This window comes from Picosynechococcus sp. PCC 8807, from assembly GCF_001693295.1.
Lineage (GTDB): Bacteria > Cyanobacteriota > Cyanobacteriia > Cyanobacteriales > MRBY01 > MRBY01.
In genome coordinates this window covers 2,267,420-2,284,724 of the sequence record NZ_CP016483.1, presented here as the reverse complement: position 1 = coordinate 2,284,724, position 17,305 = coordinate 2,267,420, and the positions used below count along the sequence as shown (strand labels likewise).

The 17,305-nt window shown below is 49.7% G+C and carries 12 protein-coding genes; 5 read left to right on the top strand and 7 right to left on the bottom strand.

Annotated features, from left to right (window positions below; all coding sequences use genetic code 11):
* Window positions 1–8: 8 nt before the first annotated feature.
* The 3 genes from AWQ24_RS11110 to AWQ24_RS11100 form a co-directional block, all read right to left on the bottom strand.
* Entirely contained in the window at window positions 9–707 is a 699-nt protein-coding gene (locus tag AWQ24_RS11110) for a C40 family peptidase (protein ID WP_030006592.1), read from the bottom strand.
* Between the two features lie 69 nt (window positions 708–776).
* Complete coding sequence (locus AWQ24_RS11105; protein WP_065717364.1) at window positions 777–1,226, bottom strand: hypothetical protein; 450 nt, start codon at window positions 1,224–1,226, stop codon at window positions 777–779.
* Between the two features lie 4 nt (window positions 1,227–1,230).
* Window positions 1,231–2,079 carry an ABC transporter permease gene (locus AWQ24_RS11100; protein WP_012307782.1) on the bottom strand — a complete coding sequence of 283 codons (849 nt, stop codon included), beginning with the start codon at window positions 2,077–2,079 and terminating at the stop codon, window positions 1,231–1,233.
* Between the two features lie 188 nt (window positions 2,080–2,267).
* Here AWQ24_RS11100 and rpmI point away from each other — a divergent pair, with 188 nt between their 5' ends.
* The 3 genes from rpmI (at window position 2,268) to AWQ24_RS11085 (ending at window position 3,782) form a co-directional block, all read left to right on the top strand.
* Window positions 2,268–2,471 carry a 50S ribosomal protein L35 gene (rpmI, locus tag AWQ24_RS11095; RefSeq protein WP_012307781.1) on the top strand — a complete coding sequence of 68 codons (204 nt, stop codon included), beginning with the start codon at window positions 2,268–2,270 and terminating at the stop codon, window positions 2,469–2,471.
* 78 nt (window positions 2,472–2,549) lie between these two features.
* The gene (gene rplT / locus AWQ24_RS11090; protein WP_012307780.1) at window positions 2,550–2,900 is read left to right on the top strand and encodes a 50S ribosomal protein L20; all 351 of its coding nucleotides are present in this window, start codon (window positions 2,550–2,552) and stop codon (window positions 2,898–2,900) included.
* A gap of 99 nt (window positions 2,901–2,999) precedes the next feature.
* Window positions 3,000–3,782: a transporter substrate-binding domain-containing protein gene (locus AWQ24_RS11085; RefSeq protein WP_065716838.1), complete on the top strand. Its 783-nt coding sequence runs from the start codon at window positions 3,000–3,002 to the stop codon at window positions 3,780–3,782.
* A gap of 20 nt (window positions 3,783–3,802) precedes the next feature.
* Here AWQ24_RS11085 and AWQ24_RS11080 read toward each other — a convergent pair whose 3' ends face one another.
* Window positions 3,803–6,475: a hypothetical protein gene (locus tag AWQ24_RS11080; RefSeq protein WP_157096860.1), complete on the bottom strand. Its 2,673-nt coding sequence runs from the start codon at window positions 6,473–6,475 to the stop codon at window positions 3,803–3,805.
* Window positions 6,476–7,084: 609 nt separating this feature from the next.
* Here AWQ24_RS11080 and AWQ24_RS11075 point away from each other — a divergent pair.
* A complete protein-coding gene (locus AWQ24_RS11075) occupies window positions 7,085–7,654 on the top strand; it encodes a hypothetical protein (RefSeq protein ID WP_065716836.1) in 570 nt (189 codons plus the stop codon).
* A gap of 313 nt (window positions 7,655–7,967) precedes the next feature.
* A complete protein-coding gene (locus AWQ24_RS11070; protein ID WP_065716835.1) occupies window positions 7,968–8,498 on the top strand; it encodes a tetratricopeptide repeat protein in 531 nt (176 codons plus the stop codon).
* Window positions 8,499–8,679: 181 nt separating this feature from the next.
* On the opposite strand, the gene AWQ24_RS11065 is transcribed toward AWQ24_RS11070, so the two are convergent.
* The 3 genes from AWQ24_RS11065 to AWQ24_RS11055 form a co-directional block, all read right to left on the bottom strand.
* Entirely contained in the window at window positions 8,680–10,785 is a 2,106-nt protein-coding gene (locus AWQ24_RS11065; protein WP_083993525.1) for a DUF11 domain-containing protein, read from the bottom strand.
* Window positions 10,786–10,871: 86 nt separating this feature from the next.
* On the bottom strand, window positions 10,872–15,737 hold the full coding sequence (locus AWQ24_RS11060; RefSeq protein ID WP_065716833.1) for a hypothetical protein: 4,866 nt from the start codon (window positions 15,735–15,737) through the stop codon (window positions 10,872–10,874).
* A complete protein-coding gene (locus AWQ24_RS11055; RefSeq protein WP_065716832.1) occupies window positions 15,734–17,272 on the bottom strand; it encodes a DUF11 domain-containing protein in 1,539 nt (512 codons plus the stop codon). The genes AWQ24_RS11060 and AWQ24_RS11055 overlap by 4 nt, the downstream gene beginning before the upstream one ends.
* Window positions 17,273–17,305 lie beyond the last annotated feature (33 nt).

The window sequence follows — 17,305 nt, the reverse complement described above, 5'->3', positions numbered from 1 at the left end:
AATGGTGGTTAAATTTGACAGGCTAAGGACGGTGGGGCGTAACTTTCCATGACACGACCAAAGCCACAGAGGGTCTGGTGGTAGGCGCGACTAATCATGTCCCACGGCTCCCAGAGGCGATCGATGCCAATGCCATTGCGGCCCATCTCGATGCCGGAGCTATGGATATAATAGCCTTCTCCGAGGTAGAGGGCGACGTGATCAATGCGTTGCTCTTTGGCAAAGAAAATCAAATCGCCGAGTTCCAGTTCTTCTTGGGAGATAGGCTCCACGAAATCCCCCTGTTGATAGGAGTTGCGCGGTAACCAAATCCCCTGGGAAGCATAGGCCGCCTGGATAAACCCAGAACAATCATAATTCGGCGCAGTAGTGCCCCCCCATAGATAGGTATTACTCACCCGCTTTGCAGCGTGGGCAAAGATCAAAATATTTTCCATGCGCGCTTCGATTTCCGGGCGATCAACGGGGACAAATTCGTAGGGTTCTTCGGCGACTTCGAGGTGTTGTAAATCTGCTTTTTTGAGCCAGGTACAGTAGCCATCTTCGACGGTCATCACCCGCACAGCCTGGTCTGTTTCTTTATTGAGCATTTGCACCCGACGACCAGCGGCAGCTTGGGTACCGAGGGACTGACATTCGGCGTCGTCATATAGATCGAGGGTTTGCAGGCAAAAGTATTCACCACTGGGAGAAGGGGACAGTTGCATAGATTTCAAAGGGGTTAGGGGGGATGGATGCGGGAGGAGAGAAATCAACGGTGCAGCCGTCTTTGCCGCCTATTCTATCCTGACCTCGGCCTGGTGCAGCGATAACTGGAGGCGATCGCCATAGGTGAGATCCAGAATCAGGGGAGCAAGGACTTCGAGGGTGGCAGGGGCTTGGAAATGACCCAGTTTCGTTTCAGGGTGCGGGTAATAAATTAGGCCATCATACCGCTGCTGGCGGTGCTCAATGTAACAGGGACTAAAAGAAAAGGTCTCTGGGGAAAAATCCGGGTGCCATTGCAGATTTGTGAACGTGTGACGGGGTTGAATCAGAGTAAAGGTTTTGGGCGCAATGGAAATATTGAGGGTGCCGGGGAAATAGCCGGATAAATCTAGGCCCAGGTTCCGAAAATGAGGTGTTTGCAGCGCAATGGTACCCGCTTCATAGGGACTGTTTTTTGCTTGCCCCGAAGCCACTTGATGACCCCGTGTAAGCAAGCCTGTCACCGTTTGCCAGGTCATGATTTTAATCCCGCTGGTGGGAAAATTGGTAAGCACCGACAAAGGCTAGGGCGATCGCCACCCCTGCCAAAATGGGAATCGCGTGCCAGGGAAATTCCGAAAGGGGTAAATAGGCCGCCGCCCGCAGTCCGGTGGTGGTGTAGGTGAGGGGAATGCAATAGACAATCGCCCGGAACAGACGGGGTAAAGTTTCCGGGTCGAAAAAGGTCGCCCCCAAAAAGGACATCGGCACAATCAAGAAATTATTAAAAATCCCCACACTTTCCAGGGATTTGACCCGTAGACCGACAATCACCCCTAACCCCGCAAACACAGCGCAGTTCAACAGCAGTAACAGAATAAACAGAGGATTGATAAAGCTAAAAACTTTGCCCGTAAAAAGGATTGCCACAATCAGCACCGACCCTGCCGTCATCAGTCCCCGCAGGATGCCAGCCATCATTTTCCCTAGGTGTAAGGCGAGGGGATGAACGGGCAAAAGAAGCAGTTCTTCAAAGGTTTTGCTGTAGAGGCGATCGCCACAGATCGAGAAGGTTGTCCCCCCAAAACTAATGGTCATCGAAGACAGGGCAACCATCCCCGGCAAGATAAATTCTAGGTAGGTATCCCCGGCGGGGGGAGTGATCGCTTGATCTAGGGCACTACCGAGTCCCAGACCAAAGGCCAAAATATAGATGAGTGGCGAAACCAAACCCGTTGCTGCCACCTGTTTGAGGCGCACCCGCAACTTTAACCAGTCCCCCCAAAAAACACCGAGGGTATCACCCCAAAGATGGGCGAGTTCAAAGCGTTGACGGGGCGGTGGGGTCGTGGTGGTACGGACTTGATCGGAGACGGCTTCTAGGTTAGTCACGGTGCTTTTTAGGACAACTTTACATCGCTTCACATTATCGAATTTTAGGCGAACTTGCTAGGGTTCATCATTTAGGTAGCTAATGATTCGGGGCTAGATTCGTAAACCAAATCAAACTGCCATGGGCCTTGAAGGATTTGGCATAAACGAGGTATTATTGTAAGCTGTGTCGATTTATAGAAACTTATATGCCTAAATTAAAGACTCGCCGTGCAGCTGCGAAACGGTTTAAGCTGACTGGCAGCGGCAAGAAAATCGCCCGTCGCAAAGCGTTTAAGAATCACCTTTTGAACCATAAGAGCGCAGAACAGAAGCGTCGTCGTCTGTCTGGGATGGCCCTCGTGGACAAGAGCGATGAGAAAAATGTTCGTCTGATGCTTCCCTACGCCTAGAGACAACGAACGGTAGAAACTGTCTGGTTTCTGAAAAATCGAGAGTTTTATTACTTAAATTATATATAGGTAAAGTTTATGCCAAGAGTAAAGCGCGGTAACGTCGCCCGTAAGCGTCGTAAAAAAATCCTTAAGTTAGCGAAAGGTTTCCGGGGTTCCCACTCCAAGCTCTTCCGCACTGCAAACCAGCAGGTCATGAAGGCACTCCGGAATGCCTACCGCGATCGCCGCAAGAAAAAGCGTGATTTTCGTCGTCTGTGGATCGTGCGGGTTAATGCCGCAGCTCGGTTGAATGGTCTGAGCTACAGCAAACTTACCCACCAACTCAAAAAAGCGAACATTGAGATCAACCGGAAGATGCTGGCTGAACTGGCTGTTGTTGACCCCCAAGCCTTTGCCCAGGTGGTTGAAGTGGCAAAAAGTGCCTAGACAGTAACACCATTTCGTCGGTTGTGGCATTATTAAAAGTGAAGAATTGAATTAGCCCCCAGAGTAGCCATTCTGGGGTTTTTTTGTTAGGGGGAACTCATGGCGCGCGGTGGAGTATTTGGATATGGGTTGGCGATCGCCGCTAGCTTCTTTTTCGGGTCAACATCTTTAACCCAAGCAACGCCCCTCGAAACCATCCAAGCACGGGGGATTCTCCGGGTCGCGGTCAAGGAAAATGTGCGGCCCTTGGGATTTCGGGATGAAGCGGGAAATTTACAGGGCTTGGAAATCGATATTGCGCACCAACTGGCGGCGGAATTATTAGGCGATCGCCAAGCAGTAGAATTGATTCCCCTCACCAACCAGGAACGCCTCGATGCGGTGCTGACCGGGGAAGTGGATCTCGTCATTGCCCAACTCGGTCTCAATGCTTCCCGTCAACGGCTGGTGAATTTTAGTCCCTACTATTACCTCGATGGGATTGGCTTCGTGACAAGGGATCGCGAGATCCAATCCCTAAATCAAATCAGTGATCAACGGGTCGTTGTCCTGGAAGGTTCCGAGGCGATCGCCGCCGTGCGCGCCTATTTTCCAGGAGTCACTCTCGTTGGCGTTAACTCCTACCAAGAGGCGTTAAATTACCTCGAAAATAACGAAACCGCCCTCTTTGCAGGGGATCATTCCGTCCTCACGGGTTGGGTACAGGAATATTCAGAATATCAACTCCTCCCCGCTTGGCTCACGGGAAATCCCTTGGCGATCGCCTTTCCCAAGGGAAGACAACACCAAAGCCTAAGCCAAGCCCTCCAGGAAACAGTAACCGATTGGCAAAATAGCAATTGGTTAACGGAACGTATCAATCATTGGGGCCTACCCCAATAGCAACTTAGTCTCAAAAGTAACTAGCGGCGAGTGCCCGTCACAAAAGGAGCATTAGGCTGACCCGTGCTAAAGGAGACCGTGAAACGATCATCCGTAAAAGTTCCTGTGGCAAACTTATACTCGTCCTGACTCCAACCAAAGACTAAGCTGGGACTATTGTAAAAAGATCCAAATTTAATCCCTGCGTTCACACCATATCTAGCAACCACAGTATCCTCATCAAAAGGTGTGTAATAACCAGACAGAGAGAAGTTATCTCCTAATTGAGTTCCTAACCGGAGCGTCAAATTACTTTCGTCAGAATTGGGCAAAAGACCGCCGAAATTTTGATCTGCCGATAAAGTCACATCCCCAAGTCGGGCCGCCGCACTTACCGTTGCTCGACTCCCGGTCGAACCTACAAAAATATCGCCAATCTGCTGATCTTGGTCAATCGCGTAATCCAAGCCTGCCGCTAAAGTAAACGAATTGCCATTATTTGCCGAAAAAGTTTTTGCAACATTGCCCCAGAGACGACTGTAGTAGTCTTTGTCAGGGTTGAGGTAGCCAATGCCGCCCACTTCTGCGCGCACCCCAGCATTCACATTTTGATAGCGATAATCGCCTCCGACGTAGGCCTTGAGCCAGTCTTGGGTCTCCTCAGCTGTGTAATCTATTAAAGCCCCTAGATAGTAGCGAGTCCGGTTGCGATTATCTGTGCGGTTGCCTGTAAAGCTAAGGTGAGGCACATAATTTGTTCGCTCACTATAGCGAGTTTTGATGATTTGTGTTGCATCCCGCTCAAAAAAGGCCAAGCCAATTTGAGTATAGGCATCCTGAATATCATCAAAGTCCAACAATAGCTGCTGATCAACACCACCAACCTCGTTGAGTAATGTCGCTGCTACTTGGGCACTCAGATTATCTGCATCTGTGGCTCCCCCTTCACCATAAGCGGCTGCCACCAGACGCGGCCCACTAAAATCCTTAAAACGACTGCCATCTTCTAAGATTTCAATCTCACGATCAACCACAGGAGAAAGACCGACCCAAAAACTGTTCGAGGTTGCTGCGGGAATATCCTCTGGCGGAGTACTTAGATCCGTAACGCTTTCTGCACGGGAAACACTCCCTTGGTAAGCCGTGAAGCTATTGGCAGGTAAGCGAGAATTGTTCGCAGCGCTAAACAAGTTAGCATTAACATTCGGATTTGGTGGTGCATCTCCCCCTTCTAGGGCTGGGTCAACATCCGGCAAGAGTAAGGTTGCTAGCTGCACTGCACTATCGAGGCCAAAATCTTCATCGTTGGGAATCGCGGCAAACCCGCGTACTGTTCGCCCTAAAACGGCTTCCTGGTCATTTTGCTTGAGCACTTGCCGTACATTGGCAATCCCAACACTGTAGGTATTATCTAAATTTTCGCGACGAATGGTTTGGCCCTGGCGACCTGTCTCTGGACCAACGGCAACAATTCCAGAATTGGGTACGTTTAGTTCAATACCGACTTCTTGACCGGGTAATCCTCGTTGGAAACCAGGTTGCTTGATAAAGGCTAAGTTTTCTTCTGAAACGACCCCACCAAAAGCAATACCCGAATCTAGGAGCCGACCGGGGAGGAGGGTATCTGGGTCATAGCTTTGGGGATCGAAGGCAACCGGGGGTAAAAAACTACAAGTCTCGTCACTACCGCCTCCTCCGGGATCAAGGATGTCGCACCCTCCTGTGAGGGTGAACTGGTATAAATAGCCCCCCAGAGTTACAGGCTGATCAATCTCAGTTTCCACTTCCCGGTCTTGGACGGCAGATCGCAGGCGTACGTAAGTTCCCCGAAAATCTGTCACCGCCACATTATCAGCGGTTGTTCCTTGGAAAATGTCAGAATCCAGCCGAGCAAAGCCGTCTACATTCACATCGCTCGTTGTGGAATCGGACAGGAGGCCAGATGCGGCAATTTCCCAATCGGAAAAATGAGAAATCGGTGTTCCATCCAGATTTTGTGTCGTGATTAAGGGATTAACACGGTTGAGAGGCATTTTTTGAAGAAAATCGTCAGTCTCAGGGGCTGGTGTCTCTTCTTCTAAAGTTGGATCTGGCGTTGGAACAGGAATTTGCGCGACGTCACTGTCTGTTTCTGTGCTGGCTTCTGTACTAGGAACTGGTGACGATGTTGCTACAGGACGCGAATTTTCTTGATTCGTCGCAACCCTCTCTTGCTGCTGTATTGGTTCAGATAAGCGAGGGGGGGCCTGAGAGTTAATGACACTCTCCTGTTGGAGATCACGAACCACCGATCGAATTTCACTCAACTCTTGTTGGATATTACTGAGTTGCTCTTGGAGTGCGGAGAGATCGCCGAGCTGCGAAAGGAGCTGGGCTAACTGGACTAACTCAGCCGACGAGAGACCTGTTGCTGGGGCTCCAGAGCTACCTGTGGTAGGGACTTGGGCAATTAGTTGTTCTGTTGGAGGAGCTTCGGCTGATGGCTTTGATTCATCTTGTGCTGTGGTGGCAGGGGCGCGGGCAATGAGTTGCTGCTTTGGATTAGGCCCAGGGACAGTATTCTGAACTACGGTTGAAACTTTTGCTGGAGACTGGACTGCTTGGGCTTCTGGTGCAGAAGTGGGGGATAAATTGACCTGCTCAAGGGAATTATCAACGCTGACATTAGTCGCTTCCATTGCGGCGGCGAGGGTGGCGAAAGGAGTGGAGGCCATCGCACAAAGAAGGCTACGGAGAATGGGGCGAGATCTAGGCAAGGTCATTTTGCTGTGGATTGTAAAAAATAGATGGTCACTAGAAAGATCTACAACAGAAACACAAAAGTAGTACGGCGTAATACAACCGGGCCTGAAGTTGGGCTTTGCTTTTAGCTCAACACTATTTTGCTGTGCCAATCGATAAAATTCAAGGCAGAGATTACTCGATAATATTTCACAATGTTAAATTTGAGTTATCGACAAGATGACCTTATCAAAACAACAGTATCAATGATGTCTCTCGCCAGAAGATAGCTAAATTTGCTGAAAAAAGCAATATCTTAGATGGACTCACAGCAAGAAATCATTTTTTGGGAAAGACAAAAATTTAAGATATGAACACAAAGCTCAAATGCTGTTGTATTTTTATGATAAATGGGTATATTGTCTAAGGGGACAAGATTAAATGCTAAAAGTCGTGATGGCTTTTAGATACTTTATCCCTTGTTGTTCGCTCTTCTGCTTATATACTTACGTCTTCAGAACTAGCAGTGATTTTTTCCTATCAATTAGGTCACTGCTAGGCATGACAAAACAATCAACTCAACTTAGAAATATCCTAAATCCATGAAAAAATTTTCTTTTGCTTTAGCCGCCGCTAGTGCGCTCTCCCTCGGTCTCGCTTCCACTGCCCAAGCTGGTGAAGGTGGGATCGCCGCCGGTGCCGCTGCCACTTTTGATGCTGGTGATCTGACTAGCCTTTCTGTTGCTGCCGCTGTCGGTAAGGAATCTGCTGCTGTCGCTGTCCGAAGCAATATTAGCAATGTTATTTTGCAAGAAGTAGCAACAGATGGTAGCGGTAATCCTATTGAGGAAGGTCAAACTCCTGATGTCACCACTGGTCAGGGAATCCCTGGAACTGGAACTATTGTCTTGGTGGATGTTGCAGGTCCAGCGATCGCCACGACTGAAGCTTATGCACTGGGTGGTTCTGGAGACATTACAGTCAACAGTATTGCCTCTTCCGAAGCACTTGGCGCTGGTAACGTAGCACCGAATCCTGTCCTTGAAGGTGGCGACGATACTAATCCTGGTATTGCTCAAGCAAACAATATCGGCGATGGTGGTCAGTCTTTTGTTGTTTTTGATCCGAGCACTGGCGACGTTGTTCTTGTAGAGGGTAATGCTCCTAATTAATTTCTGATAGTGATCCTAGACAAATTAAGTCGATAGGAATTTGAAACTAATCAGATAAGGTGTATTGCTTAAGAGTAATGCACCTTTTTTTGTGCTTTTCACTAAGATCTATAGTTGTATTACCAAAGCCTCAGCCAAACCCAACAAGAAACCACGGCAAAGCAGCGGATCGTTAACGGAACGTATCAATCATTGGGGACTCCCCTAAAGACCTGATACACTAGCAGGGCTTAAGTTTCTGTTGATTTTGCCGCAGCAGACTTAGGGAACAATAAAAATTTTTTATAAAACCTGCTATCAATCATTTCCTGTTATGGATCAAGAGTTTCTGCCAATCTTTTACCTGTCTATCCTCGTTGCTCTGCTAGGGGGATTAGCCTTTTTCCTATTCCGTCAAGTTATTAAGACCCGCCGCGTTGAAAACACTTTTTCTAAGCTACAAACCAAGCTCAAGCAAGGCTCTGGCACCGCAAAGGAGTATTACGAACTGGGTAGTCTCTATCTCGACAAAAAACTCTACGTCCAAGCGGCCCAACTGCTCCAAAAAGCACTGAAGGTAGAAGACGAGTTGGAACCAGAAAATCAGGCATTAGTATATAACGCCCTTGGTTATGCTTATTTTGCCCAGGAACAATACGACCTCGCCATTCGCCAGTACAAAGCAGCCCTAAAGGAAGTCCCGGATTACGTCACAGCTTTAAACAATCTGGCCAATGTGTACGAAAAAAAGCAAATGACAGCGAAAGCCCTGAAAACCTATGAACTTGCCCTAAAAGCAGAACCAGAGAATAAAACAGCGAAAAAACGGGCCGAATCACTCCGCAAACGGTTTGTTTCTTCTTAGACCCCTTCCCTTCCGGCCTTCGGCCACCTTCCCTAGGGAAGTAGACCCCCTTTGCCTGGCAGTATCTCCCCCAGGGGCCACCCCTCTAGCTCCCCTCTAGGGGAGAATACGCCTTCCGGCCTTCGGCCACTTTCCCCAGAGAAGGATGTGCTGGGGTCTTTTTTGGCGGCTGAATTATGAATTATTTTACGCGAGCCCGGAAGCGGATATAACCATAGGCCGCACTTTGTACAGTAGCTAAATTGACTCTGATAATGCCACTAAGCTCTGCTTGCTGTTCTGGAGTTAAATCGTTATCAACACCTGTGCAACCTGTGGCTTCAGTGTATGCTGAAAAAAAACGACCGCGATCGCCATCAGCAGCACTTGTCAGATAGACATCCGAACCTAAATTCAGCTTAATACCAAGGTCCTCTGTGGAAGTTGCACCATTATCAACAGGCGTAAAACCATCATAACTATCTGGAAGGTACGTTAGATACCTTGACAAAGGGTCACAGATTTTGACTTCTGCAGCGGTACTTATTCCTTTATTCAAAAAGTAAATAGTGTATTCCACTATATCGCCTGGGGCAGCTTCTGTACTAATTTCACCAACAACAAAATTAGCTGGCCACATTTCATGATTAGTTCCATCAGAGGGAATAATAGTCGAGAAATTGGTGGTATTTCCATTGACCGCCGTGATTTGTGTAATCCGTTTTAACAATAACAATTGCGGCAAAATATTACGAATCCCAAAATCTCTACCTTGAATATTATTACTACTATTAAAAAGATCCGTCTCTAAAGGACTAGTCGCCCCCCAACCTGATGGTAGAGAAGCAGCAGGGGCGGGGTTTCCCACAACGGCAACACCGGTACTTAAACGAATTCTGACATTTGTATTAAATGGGACATCATTAAAGGTATAAGTACCATCTGGTTGAACTGGAGCACTCGCAAGAACATTACCATTACTATCCACCAAAATTGCCTTTAAAAGGCCATCAGCATTTGTTCCTACTTCAGAACCTGTTTGAATATTTGTAAAAGTGTTATTGGCAGAGTTGTCAACATCATTCCAAACTGTACCACTTAAAAATTCATCATCAAAGATCGTGTAAATAGAGCTTGTAATCGGCGCCGCACCACAAGTAGTCGTGGAGAGATTGAAAAACTTGGTAGGATCTGCATTGATCACAAATTCAATTGTTTCATTTCCCTCTGACTCCTGGTCTTGAATAATTTCAATTGGAATATTGATTAAGCTTCCTGTTGCCGCTGTGCCATCATAGTTTCCGGCAGGGATATTAAGAGTAACGGTATTACCAGTAGAGATAAAACCCCCTTGAAACTGAAAATCCAAACCTAGTGTTGCGGTACTGGATGGCTGGACTGTGATGGTAATATCCAAACCAGAAGAACCGACCAGACCAACTACCCGAATTTGAGGAGGATTGGTTGTGGGAACTCCTTCGGACTCCGGTGCATTGCCCGTCTGTGCTGCAATTTCAATGACGGGCAAACCCGCAAACTGAGTATTATCAATAAAATTACCGATTGTAAGATTGCCACCAGCCGTGGAAATTGCCTCAAAACCGACCGGAATAGTGCCACTTACCCCTGTATATCGCAGGCTACCAGAATACCGTACCCATCCGCCTCCAGGGAGTGTTAATGGGTTTGTTGTAATGTTTGCGACATTGCTTGGTGAGAGGGTTGTGATAGAACGAGGATCCCCATCACTGGCTGTGCCAAATTGAACAGCTCTTTGGTTGTTGACAACAAAGCTTGCCACATCTGCAGTGCTTGCACTACTTCTACCACGGTGATTAACAGAAAATGTAATTGTTTCCCCATTAATTAAACAAAGATTCTGAAAAAGTTTGGAGTTTGCTTCTGCATTAAGTTCTGCAAAAACATTGCCATTCGGTGGAACTACGCCATTGAAGTTTCTGGTCCATAACTCAATTAAGCTTGCCCCCGTCGGAGAAACACTAAGATTGGGGTTGACATAACCAGAACAATTACCACTTCCATTAATTCGAGGATGAGTAGTACTCCATCCAGGAACACTAGTCTGATCAACTTGAATAAAGCAATTAGTGAAACTACTAATTGTTGTTATGCCTGGAGATGTTGGCTTGGCAGGATAGGGCGTTAAATTTTGTTCGAAGCTAGGATTCAAAAATGACCGCTGGATAAATTGAGCTTGTGCGGTTTGAGGAAGAATACTAATAGAGGCGATCGCCCCAATAGTTATTGATAAAGTTTTTGAAATTGTTTTTCTTTTCGTGCTTTTCATTCTTTATCAGCTAGCTTTATTAATGACAGAAGAAATTTTTGAGAATTGAAAAAGTCTTGAACAGTCTAGTTGACATTATTAATTTCTCATTGAGAATTTGGATTTATAAAACGATCAAGATCAATGCGTTGTCCTAGATCACGACTCCGCTGACGACCACTAATTTGGAACAAATCATCCAGACGATTCAAATCTTCACTGAGGAGGAAATAAAGCGCTGATTCTAAACGGCGAATTTCTCTAGCACTGAGGAAGTTCGAGGTGGGTTCGAGGGTGAGCAGTTCGGGCATATTCTCCTCTAAACGGCGATCGCCAAAGGTCAGCGGTTCGGTATTGGCATTACCAAAGAGGAAACTGTCGTCGGTATCGAGGCGGCGGGCCTGGATCTCACCCCCAAAGACCGCATCATAAATTTCGAGGGCGAGGGCCTGGAGTTCACGCTCGCTCAACTCATCCAAACGGCGATCGCCAAAGATCAGCGGTTCGGTAGTGTTCGTGATCAACTCATTGGCTGCTGATTCATCCAAACGGCGATCGCCCAGAATTTGCGCCTCTGGTTGGGGCCTGGGCTGGGGTTCGCTGCGGGTGAGGAGCCGTTCTGTCGGGATCTCTGCAATGGGGTCAGATTCTGGCATCAAGCTCGTGACAAATTCGGTGATCGGATTCATCGGCGTAACATCGGCAAGGAGGAGGGTATCGGGATCAGCAAGTGGCACAAAACCGAGGATCCAGTAGGGCAGATAGGTAAAGTTGGGGTTGAGGTCAGCATCGGTGCGGTTATAGGTTTGGACTTGGAGATTTGTATCGTCGGGGGTAAAGGTAGCCTGGGATAAGTTCAATGAAAAACTTTGGGGCTGTTCCTGGCGAGAATTGCGATTCACTGTACTGGTGGTATCCTGGGGGAGATCAGGCGGTAAAGTCGCTAATTGGGGTAATTCTGTGTTGATTAAGTTACCCACAATGGGATTGCCGCCGAGCTGGGTAGAAATGGCCTGGAAGGTAGCAGCAGTACCACTCAGGGTAAAGGTAATCGGCTGTTCTGGAACTTTGTTTTGGGAACTGTTGCCTAGGGATCGGAGCGTTAGGCGATCGCCACTGATCCCCCGACTGAGGAGATATTGGCGGGCGGTTTGCAGACGACGGGCTTCGAGATTATCGGGGGTAAGTTCAGCTAGGGGCGGCAGAATACCTTGGATATCCAATTTTAGGTCTGAATATTGACCCAAAACAGTGACCAAACTATCGAGCACCATTTGCCCTTCCAGGGAAACACTGGTTTTCCCCCGCTCAAAATCAATGGCCTGGGACACATCCAAACGCAGGGGTGCTGCCAAGGCTGCCTGTAAATTAGCATCAGGCTTGGGGGCTTCGACCATTAATTTGCGGGTTTCTGGCACAGCAGCAACGGGTTGCTGGCGACCAAAATCAAACAAACTGTCCAGCTTGAGAGTAACCCCCGCATACAAACCTCCATCAGAGCGACTGCCGGAGAAATCCCGATCATTGTTCACCTGACCAGAACTGTAGCCCACCGCAAAGCGGAGATTTGGTGTCGCATAATAGCCCACCTCCGCGAGCCAACCCATTTCGCTATAGCCTGCTGAATGTTGATTAATCCAACGAATCCCACCAGTCAGATCAAACCGTCGGTTGAGGAGGTAAGTGGCCCGGAGTTGGGCGAGGGTCGCAGAAGTCGTTGTTTCAAAATCCTCGGCGAGCTTGAGGGAGGAATGGCGATAACCGAGCTTGCCGTAAAATTCCCAGCGGTAGTTAGGCGCATAGATCGCCTCGGCGGCAAATAAATGTTCCGTGACGTCGTTCCCCCTGCCTGTGAGGAGGGTTTCGGGGATGGTGTTCGGATTTTTGCGATATTCATAGCGGAGGAGGGCGTTAAATTTATCCTCGTAGGGATTGCGGTAGGCGAGGCCAACACGCAGTTCTGTGGTGGGAGGTAAACCACGGGTCGCTTGGCCTGCGGCGAAACGTCGGTCAAAATTAGCGAGGGCTGTCAGAGACGGCGATAGTTTGCCCCGGACAGAAGCTGTGAGGTTACTGGTGCTGCTGCCGTTGGTATTGCGGAATTCGTAGCCCGCTTCGGCTTGGAAATTTTCCCCATCGCCCCCACCTCGATAGCGGCCCCGGATACTAAGACTATCGCCCCCACGTAGGCCGGTCGAACGGGATGCCCCTTGACCCACTGCGCCATCACTACCCACAAAAAGATTACCCACAACTTTTTCATAGGCAAAATCGAGGTCAAAATTTTTGAAGACGGCCCAGTTATGTTTAATGCCAAAGGTCGCTGCATCCTGCATCCCTGTACTAAAGCGTTCCATGTCATAACGGGCACTGAGGATGGTGTTGTGCCAGGGTTTGTATTCGCCAGTAAGGCCGATGCTGGTGGTGCTTTGGCCAGAGAGGGTACCGCTGTGGTACCAGTTTTGGTTCAGGTTTAGGTTGACGCCCTGGGCGATCTTCCAGTCCAGGCCAATTTGACTGCGATCGCTAAATACGGCATCGGACTCCGCCGAAAGGGTGGTTTGGTTGAGGAGGCGCAGTTTAAGGCGATCGCTGAGGGGCGTTGTGAAATTGGTACGCAGTTGGGTCGAGCTACCGTCGTTTTCAGGGTTGAGATAATCAAGGCGATCGCGGAATAACAAATCCACATTCAGATTCGCTTTGCCGAAACGCTGGGCGAGGCCGGCGGTGATGGTGGTGAGTTCGTTGTCCACCAGTCCAGTGGGAATCCCTTCTTGGCCGGCGTTGATCAGATCGCCGAGGGTAACGATGGGGCGAATATTCACCCCCTGATTTTTTTCGTGGTCGTAGTTAAAACGCAGTTGGGTGCTGGGGGAGAGCCGGGCATTCAGGTCAACGCCATAGCGAGTTTGGCCGGGGACAAAACTAATGGTGGAACGGTTGGCAAAACCGGTGTCGGCATGGCGATAGTAGGCCCGTCCGGTAAAACCATCGGCAAATTTAGCATCCAATTCAAAGCGGTAGGCGGAACCGGAAACATTCCCTAATTCGGCGGAACTATTTTGGCTCTGGGCGTATTCGCCAATAAATTTGTAGTTTTCACCGAGGTGAATTTGAGCATCAACCCCGTAAACTTCGAGATCTCGCTCTCCTTGGTCTTCACGGAAGTAGGTCGCCCCGATCCAACTGGCTTGCCCTGGGTCGCGGTTGAAATGGTAGCGTAATCGTCCGGCATATACTTTATTGTCTTCACCGCTTTCATTTTGGTAGGTGACAACAATCCGCCGCACAAGAATTTCGCCGTTGTCGCCTATTTCTGTGCGCAGTACGGGATCGCTAAAGACAATGCTGCCCCGGTCGTAGTCAATTTCGTAATCTTGGCCCCGGAATAGGCGATCGCGCCAAATAATCGTACCGGGTCGTTCGAGTTCCTCTAGCTCAAAGTACACTTCTTCACTGCCGGGGACGACGAGGCGTTGGGTGAGGAAATAAAAACCGCTCGTGCCATCGGGGAGGAGGGTATCCCGCTGGAATGCTTCTCCCCCCTGGCTATAAAGGGCAGAAATTTGCAGATCGCCGAAATTGTAGTTGAGTTTCGCGCCGTTGAGTTGGCGACTGAGGGCAGTGAACTCCTGGGAAGCGGTGGCAAATTCCGCACTTGTGCCGTAGTCCCCCCACATGATGTAGTCGGGGTCAGTTGCGCCTTCAATATCCGGAGTGCGTTCGAGGCGGAGGTAGAGACTGTCCTGGGAGGGGGTCAGGTTGCGGACGGTGGAATTATCACCGTAAGTGAGATAGGGTTGTTCGGAAACTTGATCGGCGCGAAAGAGGCGATTGGTACAGGTTTCACAGGCTTCGTTTAGGGGGCGATCGCCATTGAAAGCCGCTGTGAAGAGCCAATCCCCAATCGTACCTGTGGCAAAGGCTGCGCCATCCACATCAATGACGGTATCGCCGTCAGCATCAGGGTTGAGGAAATCGCGATAGCTGCTGAAATAGTCCGTATTGTCTGCCCCGACCCGGAGACTAATCACCCCCGTGAGGAGACTAGGCCGGAGGGCTGTTTCAAACTGGACTTGGGTATAGGCTTCTAATTCAAAGAGGCGAGCCCGAATTTGGACGGGGCCACTGTCGAGGGAGGACTGTAAGGTAGCGGTAAATTCTCCATCCTTGGCATCTACCTGAAAACCCGGTGCCCCTGGCCCAGCATCTTCACCGAGAAATTCTCCGGCGGTAGCCTCGAGGGTAATCCGACCGCCCCCATTAGCCCGATTGCCATTTTTATCGAGTAATATCCCCTGGATCGTCACGGGCGATCGCCCATCGGCGGGCACGCGGGTTTCGAGGGTTGAGAGCTGTAAATTTGCCACATCCCCAGGGGCTTGCACCTGAATTTCGTTGCTGACCGTGGTGCCATTTAGGGTGGCCGTCGCCTTAAGGGTATTTTCTCCGGGGCTAAAAATCACCCCATACCAGGTTTGGCGCATCAGACCTGTACTGCCATTGGTTTCCAGTTGGCCAATTTGATTCGAGTCAATTTCGACACCATTGACGCTGAGGGTGGTGCTACTGCCCGTGGGGACTTCGATCACGACGGCACTGGCATTTTTTTCTAAAATTGCCCCCATGCCAGGGCTAATAAATTGCACGGTGGGTTGGGCGATCGCCGTTGGTGGCGGAGTAGACTCAATGACCGGCGTCAGGGTCTCACTATTCTCTGACGGTTCAGTCGCCACGGGGACAGTCGGGGATGATTGGGCCAGTAGGATTTCTCCCTGAATCTCACTCGCCGCAGACGATTGATTGAGGATCGCTTGGAACTCAGTTTCCTGGGGGCCTGTGGGCGTCTGGGTGGTTACAATGCCACTAATTTCAGCCGTTGTCACCGTTGGCGTTTGGGCCGTCACCTCACTAAACCAACCGCTGAGGGCCAAAATTAATGTTGTTAGGGGAACGGAGAAGCGTTTTTTCATTCGTCTTCTCCAGGGATTAAGGGCGTTACGGCAAAGTTCATCCGGGCCATGCCACCGGGTTCAAGGCGGACGGCACGGCTATAGGTGCGGTCTTCGGCGATAAATTTTTCGTTGGGGGCGGGCGCATAGCCAGGGACGCTGGTCAAATCAAGCACACCGGTGTGCCAACCGGGGAGGACATTGGCGACGGAAAAGAGACCATTTTCATCGGCGACGATGCGGTTGCCATTTTCCATAAAGACGACGGCATTGGGGATGCCGGGTTCACCATACTGCTGTTCACCATCGAAGTTTTTATCTTTAAAGACCCGTCCGATAATCGTGCCCAAATCTGAAAGCAGCCCATTGCGGATGCCAATCGTATAAACAGCGGGGCCATCGCGGATGGAGAAGTCGTTATCGTTGCGATCGCCGGTAACAAAGGCCACATTACGGCCATCCCCCCGCAGGGCATCGGGGGTCACTTCCACTGCATAGAGGATCCGGGCAGGGGGGTTATTTTCAGGGGAGGTCGCACCAGGGAAGGGGGCCTGGAAAGTGAAGGTAATATCACGTCCATTTACCGTTGTGTCTAGGGCCACAGGGCTGTCACCAATGACCCCCTGCACAGAATCTTCGAGGAGACGGAAACCCAGGGGCAGGCGATCGCGCACTTCAACATTTTCTAGGGTGCTCGTGCTGAGGTTATTGATGCTCAGGCGATAGACCACCGTTCCCCCAGGCTCGACGGTGGCCCGGTCGGCGGTTTTTTGAATTTGGATTGCTTCGTTTTGACAGACGGAAATCACTGTTGTTGAAAAGACGATGAGCGCGGTCGTTTCTGCTTTCGGGATGGTCACTTCTTGGCTGGTTAAGGTCGGGTCTTCTAAACTCAGGGGCAGCCCATCGAGGGAATTCGCCACATAGGTAAAGGAGTCTGGTTTGACCGCTGTGATCCGAATCTGGATCCGCCTCTCATCAAACAATGACCCCAAGGGCGGCCGAATCACCAAGATATAAACAGTGCCCACATTGAGCTGGTCAGGCCGCAAAAAGAAATTAAACTGACCCCGCAGATCCGGGTCGCTGAGGGTTTCGGTGTTACCGAGGTCAAAGGGATTAGCGTTAGCTTCATTGACATTGACCGCTCCAGGGGGAAGGGGCACTGCCCCAGTGAGGGGATCGAGGACAAGCAAAGCACCAATCTCGGTTTGTAAGGAGCCACCAGCCTCGTAGAGTCCCACCCGAAAACCGCTGTAATCATCTAGGGTCTCTCCAGCACAGCCAAGGACGCGACCAAAGGGGTCAATGGGTGGCGGCGGGGGAGAACCATCAGATCTAAGAACCACTGGGTTGCTGGTGGTATTTACGGCTGGGCCATTCTCCCCAATTTGGTAGCTGGCTTCGGCCCGGTTAAAGAGGGTGACAGCTTCTGTCGTCCCTGGGGTCTGGGCCAGAACCAAGGGCATACCTAAATTCAAACCCACACCGACTAGGGCCATCACCAAAGGCGATCGCTTGAGGATTAGTCGTGAATGGTCAAGAAAATTAGGCATTAAAAAGACTCTGGCCGACGAAGGCCTCCAAAA